The organism is Nonomuraea aurantiaca (genome assembly GCF_020215705.1).
Lineage (GTDB): Bacteria > Actinomycetota > Actinomycetes > Streptosporangiales > Streptosporangiaceae > Nonomuraea > Nonomuraea aurantiaca.
Genome location: NZ_JAIWNB010000001.1, coordinates 659,404 through 672,280, shown reverse-complemented (window position 1 = coordinate 672,280; position 12,877 = coordinate 659,404). Strand labels below are relative to the sequence as shown.

General features: G+C 71.7%; 10 protein-coding genes. 6 read left to right on the top strand and 4 right to left on the bottom strand.

The features are described from left to right. Positions 1–199 precede the first annotated feature (199 nt). Together hemQ and hemG are read right to left on the bottom strand one after the other, a co-directional pair. Positions 200–901 carry a hydrogen peroxide-dependent heme synthase gene (gene hemQ / locus LDL49_RS03030; protein WP_225289309.1) on the bottom strand — a complete coding sequence of 234 codons (702 nt, stop codon included), beginning with the start codon at positions 899–901 and terminating at the stop codon, positions 200–202. Then, entirely contained in the window at positions 894–2,309 is a 1,416-nt protein-coding gene (gene hemG, locus LDL49_RS03025) for a protoporphyrinogen oxidase (protein WP_225289308.1), read from the bottom strand. Before hemG ends, hemQ begins: the two co-directional genes overlap by 8 nt. 133 nt (positions 2,310–2,442) lie before the next feature. On the opposite strand from hemG, the gene LDL49_RS03020 reads away from it, so the two are divergent. After that, complete coding sequence (locus LDL49_RS03020; RefSeq protein WP_225289307.1) at positions 2,443–3,390, top strand: DUF4349 domain-containing protein; 948 nt, start codon at positions 2,443–2,445, stop codon at positions 3,388–3,390. On the opposite strand, the gene hemE is transcribed toward LDL49_RS03020, so the two are convergent. Next, positions 3,378–4,328, bottom strand: a complete 951-nt coding sequence (gene hemE / locus LDL49_RS03015) for a uroporphyrinogen decarboxylase (protein ID WP_263654588.1) — start codon at positions 4,326–4,328, stop codon at positions 3,378–3,380. The genes LDL49_RS03020 and hemE overlap by 13 nt on opposite strands. Before the next feature lie 652 nt (positions 4,329–4,980). Here hemE and LDL49_RS03010 point away from each other — a divergent pair. The 5 genes from LDL49_RS03010 to LDL49_RS02990 all read left to right on the top strand — a co-directional run bounded on the left by LDL49_RS03010 (position 4,981) and on the right by LDL49_RS02990 (position 10,165). Beyond that, positions 4,981–5,577, top strand: a complete 597-nt coding sequence (locus LDL49_RS03010; RefSeq protein ID WP_225289305.1) for a DUF3000 domain-containing protein — start codon at positions 4,981–4,983, stop codon at positions 5,575–5,577. Positions 5,578–5,622: 45 nt separating this feature from the next. Next, positions 5,623–6,849: a ribonuclease D gene (locus LDL49_RS03005; RefSeq protein ID WP_225289304.1), complete on the top strand. Its 1,227-nt coding sequence runs from the start codon at positions 5,623–5,625 to the stop codon at positions 6,847–6,849. A gap of 72 nt (positions 6,850–6,921) precedes the next feature. Further along, entirely contained in the window at positions 6,922–8,067 is a 1,146-nt protein-coding gene (locus tag LDL49_RS03000) for a Gfo/Idh/MocA family protein (protein WP_225289303.1), read from the top strand. Beyond that, positions 8,064–9,224 (top strand): dihydrodipicolinate synthase family protein, encoded by a 1,161-nt coding sequence (locus LDL49_RS02995; RefSeq protein ID WP_225289302.1) that lies wholly within the window; start codon positions 8,064–8,066, stop codon positions 9,222–9,224. Before LDL49_RS03000 ends, LDL49_RS02995 begins: the two co-directional genes overlap by 4 nt. Next, positions 9,221–10,165 carry a sugar phosphate isomerase/epimerase family protein gene (locus tag LDL49_RS02990; RefSeq protein ID WP_225289301.1) on the top strand — a complete coding sequence of 315 codons (945 nt, stop codon included), beginning with the start codon at positions 9,221–9,223 and terminating at the stop codon, positions 10,163–10,165. The genes LDL49_RS02995 and LDL49_RS02990 overlap by 4 nt, the downstream gene beginning before the upstream one ends. A 12-nt stretch (positions 10,166–10,177) precedes the next feature. On the opposite strand, the gene LDL49_RS02985 is transcribed toward LDL49_RS02990, so the two are convergent. After that, on the bottom strand, positions 10,178–12,853 hold the full coding sequence (locus tag LDL49_RS02985; RefSeq protein WP_225289300.1) for a PEP/pyruvate-binding domain-containing protein: 2,676 nt from the start codon (positions 12,851–12,853) through the stop codon (positions 10,178–10,180). Between the last annotated feature and the right edge of the window lie 24 nt (positions 12,854–12,877).

The following is a 12,877-nucleotide window of genomic DNA, read 5'->3' as shown; positions in this document are numbered from 1 at the left end:
CCTGCTCCGCAGATCGGCAGGGTCCGCCGCATGTCGCCCAGAGGTGTGCCCTTCCGACCGCCGCACCCGGCCCGCCCCCTTGGAACGTGGACACCCTCGCACCGCACAGGCAAGGGATTCCCCCGATTGTGGCAAGGAGCGGTAGATCAATTCAGTCGGATCCCCCAACTCGGGGCGCCAGTGAACAGGGAGGTTGAGGTTACGGAAGTGCCGCGATGAGTTCCTGGACGGGCTTGCGCACGCCCGTGTAGAAGGGGACCTCGATGCGGGTGTGCTCGCGGGCCTTGGCGCCCCGCAGGTGACGCATCAGGTCGACGATCCGGTGCAGCTCGTCGGCCTCGAAGGCCAGCATCCACTCGTAGTCGTTCAGGGCGAAGCAGGACACCGTGTTGGCCCGGACGTCCGGGTAATCACGTGCCATGTGACCGTGCTCGGCCAGCATCGACCGCCGCTCGACGTCGTCGAGGAGGTACCACTCCAGCGAGCGCACGAACGGATAGACGCTGACGTACGCGCGCGGCTCCTCCTCGGCCAGGAAGGCCGGGATGTGGGACTTGTTGAACTCGGCCGGCCGGTGCAGCGCCATCGCCGACCAGACCGGCGCGCTGTGGCGGCCGAGCGCGGTGCGGCGGAAACGGGAGTAGACGTCCTGGAGGTCCTCGGCCGTCGGCGCGTGCCACCAGAACATGTAGTCGGCGTCGGCCCGGAACCCCGCCACGTCGTAGAGGCCGCGGGTCACGACGTCTTTCAGCGCCGCCTGTTCGAGCAGCTCAGTGACCTCGCCGGTCATGCTCTCGCGGTTGGCGGGGCAGGGGTCGGTGGCCTTGAAGACCGACCACATCGTGTAGCGGATCACCTGGTTCAGATCGCGGGCCTTCGGCCGCGGTGCGCCCTCAGTCATGGGTCCATTGTCCTTCCGGCGAGAGGTGGTCCAGAATCCGGGCCGCCGCCGTGCGGGCGGTGGAGACGCACGCGGGGATGCCGAGCCCGTCGTAGGCCGCCCCGCACACCGCCAGGCCGGGCTGCACGGCGACCGCCGCGCGGATGCGGGCCACCCGGTCGAGGTGGCCGACGTCGTACTGCGGCAACGCCCCGCCCCAGCGCGACACCCGGGTGTCGACCGGCAGCCCGCGTACGCTCATGACGTCGCCCATCTCGGCCGTGGCCAGGGAGACGAGTTCGGGGTCGTCGCGCTGGAGCAGTTGTTCCTCGCCGATCCGGCCGATGGAGCAGCGCACCACCACCAGGTCGCCGGCCAGGTGCGGCCACTTGACCGAGCTGAACGTCACCGCCTTGACCGGCCGCCCCTCGACCGGCGGGACGAGGTAGCCGCTGCCCGTAGGCGGTGTGGGGAAGGCGTCGACGGCGTAGGCGAGGGTGACGATGGCCATGCTGGCGTAGTCGATCCGGTCCAGCTCGGTCGCCGCCTTGGGCGCCTCGGCCCGCAGCAGCCTGGCGGCGGCGGCTCCCGGCGTGGCGACGATCACCGCGTCGGCCTCGATGACCTCGGGGCGCGGCACGGGGCCGGTCACGAGCCGCCAGCCGTGCTCGGTCCGGTGCAGCTCGCGTACGGTGACGCCGGTCCTGATGTCGGCGCCCGACGCCTTGGCGACCGCTTCCGGCAGGCTGCCGAGCCCGGTCCTGAGCGAGGTGAAGACGGGTCCCGCGTCGCGGGGCGCATCCTCCACGATCTGCCTGGCCGCCGCGAGCAGCGAACGCTCGGAGCGCGCGGCGGCGGCGATCGCCGGCATCGTCGCCTCCAGCGACAGCCGGTCGGCCCGGCCTGCGTAGACGCCGCCGAGCAGCGGTTCGACCAGCCGCTCGAGCACTTCGCCGCCCATCCTGGCCCGGACGTAGGAGGCGACGGAGACGTCGGTACGTACCAGCGTGGGGGGCAGGATCTGGTCCAGCGGCACGCGGGCCAGCCCGCCGGGCGACACGATGCCGGACCTGACCAGCTCCATCAGGTCGGCGGGCACCCCCATGACCTGCCCCTTGGGCATCGGCCGCAGCGCGCCCCTGCTGTAGACGGCGGCGCGGGTGGTGCCGGGGTCCACCAGGTCGTCGCCGAGCCCGACGGCCTGGGCCAGCTCCTTGCCCTCGGGCCGCCTGGCCAGCATGGCCTCCGCGCCGGCGTCGACGTCGACGCCCGCGACCTCGGAGACGAGCAGCTTGCCGCCGATGCGCGGGCTGCCCTCCAGCACGGTCACCTTCACGCGCTCGCCCGCGCCCTGTCTGAGGTGCCACGCCGCGGCCAGACCGGAGATCCCGCCCCCGATGACGACCACGTGCGCTTGTTTCCCTGCCACGCCTCCCGACGCTACCGTCTGGGGAGCTCGACCAGCCGCTCGGGGAGCCGCTTTTGGGATCACGCTGGCGGCATGTGACCTGACCGTGACGCCCGTGGTCAAACCCGTCGGAGCCACCACCCGTCTTACGTGCATGGAGAGATTCCGGTACGGCATAGCGTTATCGGCCGCCTGCGCGATCCTGGTCCTGTCCGGCTGCGGCGGTAGCCAGCCGAACATCATGTCCGACCAGGCCGGGGCCCCGGCGGTGGCGCCCGAAGCGGCGGCGTCCGGCCAGGCAGAGTCGAGGGCCGCCCAGGACAGTGCTTCCACCCCGCAACGAAGAGCCCCCAAGTCAGCCGAGAACATCGCCTCGAAGGTCAAGGTCACCCAGCAGGACCGCCAGGTCATCTACACGGCGAGCATGACCGTGCGGGCCAAGGAGGTCACGGGGGCGGCGCTCCAGGCCAAGCAGATCGTCACCGCGGCCGGCGGCTACCTGTCGAAGGAGGAGTCGAACTCGGCCGAGGGCAGCGAGGCCAGCGCCCTGCTGGAGTTCAAGATCCCGCCCGCCCGCTACGGCGAGGTGCTCGCCGCGCTGGGCAAGAACCTGGGCAAGCAGCTGTCGGTCCAGCAGGGCACCCAGGACGTCACACTGCAGGTGGCCGACGTCAACAGCCGGTTGAAGTCGGCGCAGCAGGCGCTCGACTCGCTGCGTACGCTGCTGAAGAAGGCCGACACAATCGGCCAGGTCCTGCAGGTCGAGCGGGAGATCTCCGACCGCGAGGCCGACCTGGAGTCGCTGCAGTCCCAGCAGAAGGAGCTGGCCACTCAGGTCGGCATGGCCACGCTCACGCTCCGGCTGGTCGGCCCCGTCGCGGTCGTGAACGAGCCGTCTGAGGAGCCGGCCGGCTTCCTCGGCGGCCTGAAGTCGGGCTGGAGAGGACTGGTCGGGGTCGTGAAGGTCGCGCTGACGGTCCTCGGGGTGCTGGTGCCCTGGCTGATCGTGGTCGTGCCGGTGATCGTCCTGACGGTCGTCCTGGCACGGCGCCGCCGTCCGGCCCGCCCTGCGACGGCACCGGTGGAGACTCAGGCTTCGTGAACCAGGTCGGTCAGGCGCATGAGCTGGTCGGGGTCGGTCGAGGGGAGTACGCCGTGGCCGAGGTTGAACACGTGGCCCTCGGCCGCCTCGCCCCGGCGCAGCACCTCGCGCGCCTTGCGCTCGACGACCTCCCACGGGGCCAGCAGGATGGCGGGGTCGAGGTTGCCCTGCAGCGCCTTGCCCGGCCCCACGCGGCGGGCGGCCTCGTCGAGCGGCACCCGCCAGTCGACGCCCACCACGTCGGCCCCGGCCTCGCCGAGCAGGCCCAGCAGCTCGCCGGTGCCCACGCCGAAGTGGATGCGCGGCACGTCGAGGTCGGCCAGGCCGTCGAAGATGCGGCGGGTGTGGGGCAGGACGAACTCGCGGTAGTCCTCGGGGGCCACCGCGCCCACCCACGAGTCGAACAGCTGGACGGCCGACGCCCCGGCCCGCACCTGGATGCGCAGGTGCTCCAGGACGATGGCGCTGAGCCGGTCCATCAACGCGTGCCACAGCGCGGGCTCGCCGTACATCATGGCCTTGGTGCGGTCGTGGTTCTTGGACGGTCCGCCCTCGATGAGGTAGGAGCCGAGCGTGAACGGCGCGCCCGCGAAGCCGATCAGCGGCGTGGCGCCCAGCTCGCCGGTCAGCGCCTCGATGGCCTCGCTCACGTAGGGGACGTCGCCGGGCTCCAGCGGGCGCAGCGCCTCGATCCCGGCGGCGTCGCGGACGGGGTCGGCGACGACCGGGCCGACTCCCGGCTTGATGTCCAGGTCGATGCCGATGGCCTTGAGCGGCACCACGATGTCGCTGAAGAAGATGGCCGCGTCGACGCCGTAGCGGCGGACGGGCTGCAGGGTGATCTCGACGATGAGGTCGGGCGTCGCGCACGCGGTCAGCATGGGCACACCCTCGCGAACCTTCAGGTATTCGGGCAGCGACCGCCCGGCCTGCCGCATGTACCAGACCGGGGTGTGGGGGGCGGGCTGACGGCGGCAGGCACGAAGGAACGCTGAGTCGGCGAGATTCACCTCTCAAGGGTCCCATGACCTCGTGCCGGTCCGTTCACCGGCGCGACGTGTCGGAAAAGTATGCATTGAACGACCAAAATCATGATCAGATAGCCAGATGGATGTTTACCGGTCGGCTCGGCATCGGCGCCCCACACGGGTCGAACAAACCCCATGGGCGACCAGAAAGCCGGTCTCGTCTGGACCAAAAGTTGGCCAAGCCACCGCGCGGCATCGATTCAGCATCCACTTTCGGGACACGCCGAGTGCGTTGCGGCGAATTGTCAGCGTGCCGTGCCAACGTCGGAGCGACGACCCGAAGAAAGGCTCCGGTGCGATGACCGCGTTGTGGGGTTCCCCAGAACACCGCAGTGAGCACTGCGCTCCCTGCGCCGGCGAGCGGCTGTTCGAGCAGCCTCCGTGTCTCGACGGGCACGAGCCGGGAGAGTGTCCGGAGTGGGCCTGTGTCGACTGCGGCCACGCGCTCGTCCTCGGCGGGATCACCCTGCCGGTCCGGCAGCTAGCTATGGCATCGGTTTGATCGCGAACTATGAGCACCCCCGTGGTCCCCTTCCGCCCGTCTTCGACCTACGCTTCGGCTATGACCCTCGGTGAGCAGCCGCCGGCCCCCGCCTCCTTCAGGCGTGCGGTCGACAGCCTGCGTCAGGCCGAGGTCAGGCCGGAGATCGAGCTCGAAGACCTGCCCGCCCCCCAGCGGCTGGCCCCCTTCTCGGCCGCGATCGGCGCCTCGGTCTACCGCGAGGACGACGAACTCGCGGTCGGCAGGCTGATCCTGCTCTTCGACCCCGACGGCCAGCGTGGCTGGGAGGGTCCGTTCCGGCTGGTCGCCTATGTCCGGGCCGACATGGAGCCGGAGATCACCTCCGACCCCCTGCTCGGCCCCGTCGCGTGGAGCTGGCTCACCGAAGCGCTCGAGGCTCATCAGGCCGACTACTCCGCCGCTGGCGGTACCGTGACTAGAGCCGTGTCCGAGGGATTCGGCAACAAGGCCGAAGACCCGGTCACCACCGAGCTGGAGCTGAGGGCGTCCTGGTCGCCCGCGCATGAGGATCTTTCCGGCCATGTCGCAGCCTGGTGCGATCTCATGTGCCTGGCGGCCGGGATCCCGCCGCTCCCTCCCGACGTGGCCGCCATGCCACGCCGACGTGAAGATCCGGAGAGTGACCGTACGAAGTGAGGGCACCAGTCAATACCGCACAAGCGTCATGAGAACGGTGATCTCATGACAGAAGAACGAACCGTCGTCCCACTGCTGGAGCCACGCGAGGGCATCCCGGCGGTCGTCGAGGACGCCGCCTCTTTGGCGCGCGTCGTGGCGGCCTTCCGGGCGGGCACCGGTCCCGTGGCCGTCGACGCCGAGCGGGCCTCCGGCTACCGCTACGGCAACCGCGCGTACCTGGTGCAGCTGCGCCGGGCGGGCGCGGGCAGCGCGCTGATCGACCCGATCGCCTGCCCCGACCTGTCGGAGCTGGACGAGGCCGTCTCGGGCGCGGAGATCGTGCTGCACGCCGCGTCTCAGGACTTGGCGTGCCTGCTGGAGGTCGGGTTCAGACCGCGTGACATGTTCGACACCGAGCTGGCGGGCCGGTTGCTCGGCTACGAGCGGGTGGGGCTCGGCACGATGGTCGAGACCGTGCTGGGGCTGCGGCTGGAGAAGGGCCACTCGGCGGCCGACTGGTCGACCAGGCCGCTGCCCGAAGACTGGCTACGCTATGCCGCGCTCGACGTCGAGGTGCTGGTCGAGCTCCGCGATGTGCTCTACGGCGAGCTGGTGGAGAGCGGCAAGCTGGAGTGGGCGCGCGAGGAGTTCGCCGCCGTGCTCAACACCCCGCCGCCGGTCCCCCGCTCCGATCCGTGGCGGCGTACGTCGGGCATCCACAAGGTGCGCAACATGCGGGCGCTGGCGATCGTGCGGGAGCTGTGGACCATGCGCGACCGCATCGCCCAGGAGAGCGACCTGGCGCCCGGCCGGGTGCTGCCCGACTCGGCGATCGTCACGGCCGCGCTGGAGGTGCCGCGCACCAAGAAGGCGCTCACCGAGATCTCGGCGTTCACCGGACGCAGCGCGCGCCGGCACATGACCGACTGGCTGGCCGCGGTGAGCAGGGCGCGCGGGCTGCCCGAGTCCCAGCTGCCGCAGCCGAGCACGCCCGGCGACGGGCCGCCCCCGGCCAACCGCTGGGCCGACCGCGATCCGGCGGCGGCCAAGCGGCTCGCCGCGGCGCGCGCCGTCGTGGCCGCGCTCGCCGACGAGCATCGGATGCCCACGGAGAACCTCCTGCAGCCCGACGCGGTCCGCAGGCTCACCTGGGAGCCGCCGGTGGAGATCACCGACGAGACCGTGACCGAGCGGCTGCGCGGGCTCGGCGCCCGCGAATGGCAGCTCTCCCTCACCGCCCATCCGCTCGCCAAGGCGCTGGCCCGGCTGGAAAGCAAGGGCGAGCTCTAGGTACGGCCTACTTGACGCCCCCACGGGGGCGGCCTTACCGTTCGGGAAAGCGCTTTCCGCGAAAGGATCCTCATGAGCGTGCGCACCATCGGCGTCGTGATGAACGGCGTCACCGGCCGGATGGGTTACCGCCAGCATCTGGTCCGATCGGTCCTGGCCATCAACGAGCAGGGCGGGGTCGTCCTCTCCGACGGCAGCCGGGTCAAGCTCAGGCCGGTCCTGGTGGGCAGGAGCGCGGACAAGCTTTCCCGGATCGCCGCCGAGCACCACATTTCCCGCTACACCACGGACCTCGACGCGGCTCTGTCCGACGACGACAACCTCATCTACTTCGACGCCCAGGTCACCAGCGCCAGGGTGAAGGCGGTGCTCAAGGCCATCGAGGCCGGCAAGCACATCTACACCGAGAAGCCCACGGCCGAGTCCGTCCAGGAGGCGGTCGCGCTGGCGGAGGCGGCCAAGGCCAAGGGCATCAAGAACGGCGTGGTGCAGGACAAGCTGTTCCTGCCGGGCCTGCTCAAGCTGAAGCGGCTCATCGACAGCGGTTTCTTCGGCCAGATCCTCTCGGTCCGGGGCGAGTTCGGCTACTGGGTGTTCGAGGGCGACTGGCAGGAGGCCCAGCGGCCGTCGTGGAACTACCGCGCCGAGGACGGCGGCGGCATCGTGCTCGACATGTTCCCGCACTGGCACTACGTGATGGAGAACCTGTTCGGCCGGGTCGAGTCCGTCTACGCCAAGGCTGTGACGCACGTTCCCCAGCGGGTCGACGAGCAGGGCAAGACCTACGCGGCCACCGCCGACGACGCCGCGTACGGCATCTTCGAGCTGGCCGGCGGCGTGATCGCCCAGATCAACTCCTCCTGGACCGTCCGCGTCAACCGCGACGAGCTGGTGGAGTTCCAGGTGGACGGCACGCACGGCAGCGCGGTCGCGGGCCTGCGCAACTGCCGCTTCCAGCACCGCGCCGCCACGCCCAAGCCGGTCTGGAACCCCGACCTGCCCGCCACGGCCCGCTTCCGCGAGGGCTGGCAGGACGTGCCGGACAACGCCGACTTCGACAACGGCTTCAAGATCCAGTGGGAGGGGTTCATCCGCCACGTGTGCGAGGACGCGCCGTTCCCGAACGACTTCGCCTCGGGCGCGCGCGGCGTGCAGCTCGCCGAGCTGGGCCTGCGCTCCTCGGCCGAGGGCCGCCGGATCGAGGTGCCGCACCTGTGATCATCGACCTGCCCGGCGGCGCGTACACGCTGCGCGAGCCCGTGACCTGGCCCGTCGTCGACGCCCCGGCGTCCAGCCGCGTCGTGTACGCGGCCGCGCACGTGGTGGCCGACCCGCTCGGCGACAACACGCCCGGCTCCCCCGCCGCCGTCGACTGGGACGCCACACTCCGGTTCCGCAGGCACCTGTGGTCGTACGGCCTGCGCGTCGCCGATGCCATGGACACCGCCCAGCGCAACATGGGCCTGGACTGGGCCGCCACCAAGGAGCTCATCCGGCGCAGCGCCGCCGAGGCCCGCTCGTTCGGCGACCCCGCCGCGCTGGTGGCCTGCGGCGCCGGCACCGACCACGCCCCTGACGCCGCCGACCTGAGCGCGATCACCGCCGCCTATACCGAGCAGCTGGAGACCGTGCAGACCGCGGGCGCCGGCGTGATCATCATGGCCTCGCGGCAGCTCGCGCGGGTGGCGAGCGGGCCCAAGGACTACCACCAGGTGTACGGGGAGCTGCTCGGGCTGGCCGAGCGGCCGGTGATCCTGCACTGGCTGGGCGAGATGTTCGATCCGCAGCTGGCCGGTTACTGGGGCTCCGCGGATGTGGCGGCGGCCACGGAGTCGTTCCTGGAGCTGATCCACGCGCACGCCTCGAAGGTCGACGGCGTGAAGGTGTCGCTGCTCGACGAGGAGCACGAGGTAGGGCTGCGGGCCGCACTGCCCGCGGGCGTCAGGCTGTACACCGGCGACGACTTCAACTACCCGTCGTTGATCAAATCGGGGTCGCACGCGCTGCTGGGCATCTTCGACGCGATCGCGCCGGCGGCGGCCGCGGCCCTGCGCGCGCTGGACGCCGCCGAGCAGAGCACAGGTGCGGAGGCCGCCCGAAATCTCGCGCTTTACGATGAGATCCTGGCGCCGACCGTGCCGCTGTCCCGGAAGATCTTCGAGACGCCGACGTACAACTACAAGACCGGCATCGTCTTCCTGGCCTGGCTGAACGGCCACCAGGACGCGTTCGCCATGGTGAACGGCGCCCAGTCGGCCCGCTCGCTGGTCCACCTGTCGGAGGTCTTCCGCCTGGCCGACCAGGCCGGGCTGCTGGCCGACCAGGCGCTGGCCGTACGGAGGATGAAGGCGCTGCTGGAGGTGAACGGGCTGTGAGCCTGTCCCTGAACCAGCGGACGACCAAGCGATGGTCGGTGGCGGAGGCCGTCGAGGGCTGCGTACGGCACGGTCTGGAGGCCGTGGGGCTGTGGCGCGAGGAGGTGGCGGAGCAGGGGCTGGCCGAGAGCGTCAAGCTGGTCCGCGACGCCGGGCTGCGCGTGTCGTCGCTCTGCCGTGGCGGCTTCCTGACGACCCCCGCCGACCCGGCTCCCGGCACGAGCGGCCGGGCATCCGGCGGGACGGCCCGTCGGGCGGCGCTCGACGACAACCGGCGGGCCATCGACGAGGCCGCCGAGCTGGGGGCGGCCTGCCTGGTCATGGTCGTCGGCGGCCTGCCGGGCGTGCGGCCCGGCGAACCGCTGCCGGGCGAGCCGCTGCCGGTGGTGCGGCCGGGTGAACCGCTGCCCGCCGATCCGGACGGCGCGGGGCGGCCGTTCTCGCGCGATCTGGCCGGGGCCCGCGAGCAGGTGGCCGAGGCGCTGGAGGTGCTGGCCCCGTACGCCGGGGAGCGGGGGGTCAAGCTGGCGCTGGAGCCGCTGCATCCGATGTACTGCGCCGACCGGGCCGTTCTGTCGACGCTGGCCCAGGCGGTCGATTTGTGCCTGCCGTATCCGGAGGAGCAGGTGGGGGTGGTGGTCGACACCTTCCACGTGTGGTGGGACCCGCGGCTGTTCGAGGAGATCGCCAGGGCCGGCCGCCGGATCGCGTCGTACCAGGTGTGCGACTACCTGCAGCCGCTTCCGGCGGACGTGCTGCTGGGGCGGGGGATGATGGGCGACGGGGTGATCGACTTCCCGCCGATCACCCGCGCCGTGGCCGCGGCCGGCTACACCGGGGACGTCGAAGTGGAGATCTTCAACGCCGACGTCTGGGCCGCCGACCCGGACGAGATCGTGGCCACCATGAAGCACCGCTACGCCCGGGTGGTATCCGTCTGACCCCTGATGGGGTCAGGCCGGGCTGGCGGCCTGTTCGTCCCGTGCCGCGGCTTCGTCCGCCGAGTCCGGCTCATCGGCCTCGGTGATCGTCACCGTGCCGGCGGCTCCGTTCACAGTGATCTCCTGGCCGGTGACGATGCGGTGGGTGGCGTCCGGGACGCCGGCCACCGCCGGGATGCCGTACTCGCGGGCCACCACCGCGCCGTGCGACATGGCGCCGCCCATCTCCATCACCAGGCCGCCCGCCGTGAGGAACAGCGGCGTCCAGCCGGGGTCGGTCGACGGGCAGACCAGGATCTCGCCCGGCTCCAGGTGCGCCCCGACCGGGTCGAGCACCACCCTGGCGCGGCCGGTGACCGTGCCCGCGGAGGCGGCGCTGCCGATCAGCGCCCCCGCCGCGGCGGGGGCCGCCAGGGCCTCTGGCTCGGTGCCGTCCGACAGTATGATCCTCGGCACGTGCCTGCGGCGCGACTCCCGCTCGTAGGCCGCCCGCCGCTCGATCACCAGCTCGCGCAGATCGCCCCCGTCAAGGGCCGACCGCGCCTCCTCGATCCGCAGGTAGAACACGTCGTCCGCCGCGTCCAGCACGCCGGTGGTCACCAGGTGCTCGCCGACGACCCGAAGACTCCGCCGGATCGCGGCCAGGGTCTTCACCAGGTAGTACTTCGGCATCTCGCGTACCCCGGCGAACATCCGGGTCCGCCGCAGCCCGAACCGGGCGACGGCCCCCCGGAGCGCGCCCTTGCGGCGGGCCGTCGCCACGATCCGTGCGACGGCCGCCTCGGCCTCGGCCGCTCCCCTAGCGAACAGCGCGTCGGGCGCGAGGTCGGCGCCGCCCTCCATGCGCAGGTAGTTGGCCAGGACGCCGAGGATGTGCGTCGGGTCCTCCGACCAGCGCGCGACGCCCAGGTCGATCTCGGCGATGCCGCGATGCCCGTACTTATCCAGAAAAGCAGTGATGCCCTGCTGGGCCTTGGGGGGCAGCTCGCCGGCCCTGAAGCGGCGCACGAGCTCGCTCACCGGCTCGTTCCTGAACGGTTCGGGCTCGATGCGCGTCGCCAGCGCCCAGAGTTCGAGGTCCATCTCGGTGGTCGGGTTGTTGGGGACGCTGCGGAGCACGTCCTGCATGTCGCTCATGGACAGGCCGGAGAGCTTCGCCGCCAGCGCGAACAGCCCATAGCCGGCGATCGCGATCGGCATGAGCGAGACGATCGCCGGGAACGTGGTGCTGAGCATCCGCTCCGCGTGGTCGAGCCGCTGGACGGGCGTGGCGGAGCCGGGCACCCGCAGCCGCCGGTCCAGCTCGTCGCCCAACCGCCTGGTGTAGGCGATCGCCCGCTCGGGCCGGGTCAGCGCCTGGAGCAGCCGCTTCGGGGCGTGTACGCGGCGGGCGAAGTGCGCCACCGCGCGGAAGAACGGGCGGCGCGAGGTGTGGATCACCGAGAACCTGGGCTCCTCGAACAGGTCCGTCAGCACCGCCCCGGCCCTGGCCTCGCCCATCAGCAGGGCGCGCGGCATGATGGCCCGGCCCATCCGGCTGCGCAGGGCCGTGGTGAGGTCCAGCCAGACGCGCTCCCCCGCCTCGAACATGAACGGCGCCCCATCACGCGCCCTGGCCGGACCGTAGCCGAACACCCCGGCGGCACCCGAGCCGAGCAGCCGGAACGCGGACAGCCCCATCGGGGTGAGCGGGCCCATGACACCCTGCGCGACATTGACGGAGAAGTAGACCCGCAGGCCCTGCCTGGTGGTCTCGGGCAGCGGGTAGAGCGTGGTGATCGGCCTGGCCTGGGTGAGCCAGAGCTTGCCGTCGGCGTCGATGGCCCACTCGGTGTCCTGGGGCGCGCCGTAGTGGTCCTCGACGCGGGTGCCGAGCGCGGCCAGGTCGCGTACCTGCTCGTCGGTCAGGCAGAAGCCGTCGTGGTCGGACTCGACGCGTTCCGTGCCGCCGCCGGGCAGGGCGCGGATCGTCAGCCGCTTGTCGCCCGCGTGCCGGTCGAGGATCTGACCGCTCGCCGCGTCGACGACGAACCGGTCGGGGTTGACGGCGCCGGAGACCACGGCCTCGCCCAAGCCGGGGTTCGCGTCGATGACGGCCTCGTGCCTGCGTCCGGTGAGCGGGTTGGCGGTGAACAGTACGCCGGCCGTCCGCGCGTCGACCATGACCTGGACGACCACCGCCAGCCGTACGGAGGCGTGGTCGATGCCGTTGGAGTCGCGGTAGGCGACGGCGCGGTCGGTCCAGAGCGAGGCCCAGCAGCGGCGTACGGCGTCGAGCACGTCGTCGGCGCCGACGACGTTGAGGTAGGTGTCCTGCTGACCGGCGAAACTGGCGAACGGCAGGTCCTCCGCCGTGGCCGAGGACCGCACCGCGACCGGCGCCGCGTCCTGGTGCACGCTCTGACTCAGGGTGGTGTACGCCTCGCGGATCGACCGCGCGACGGCCTCGGGGATCGGGGCCGCCAGCAGCCGGGTCCTGGCGGCCTCCGCGAGCCCCGGGCCGCCGGTCGCGATGACGTCGTCCAGGCCCGCCGCCTGCGCCACCTCGTGGTACGCCTCGGTGGTGAGCGCCCAGCCGGGCGGGACGGGGAGCCCGGCCCGGGTCAGCTCACCGAGATTGGCCGCCTTGCCGCCGACTTCGGCCAGCATGCTGCCGTCGATGTCGGAAAAGTCCAGTGCCGTCTTCATCGGGTGTACTCCCACCGTTCAGCG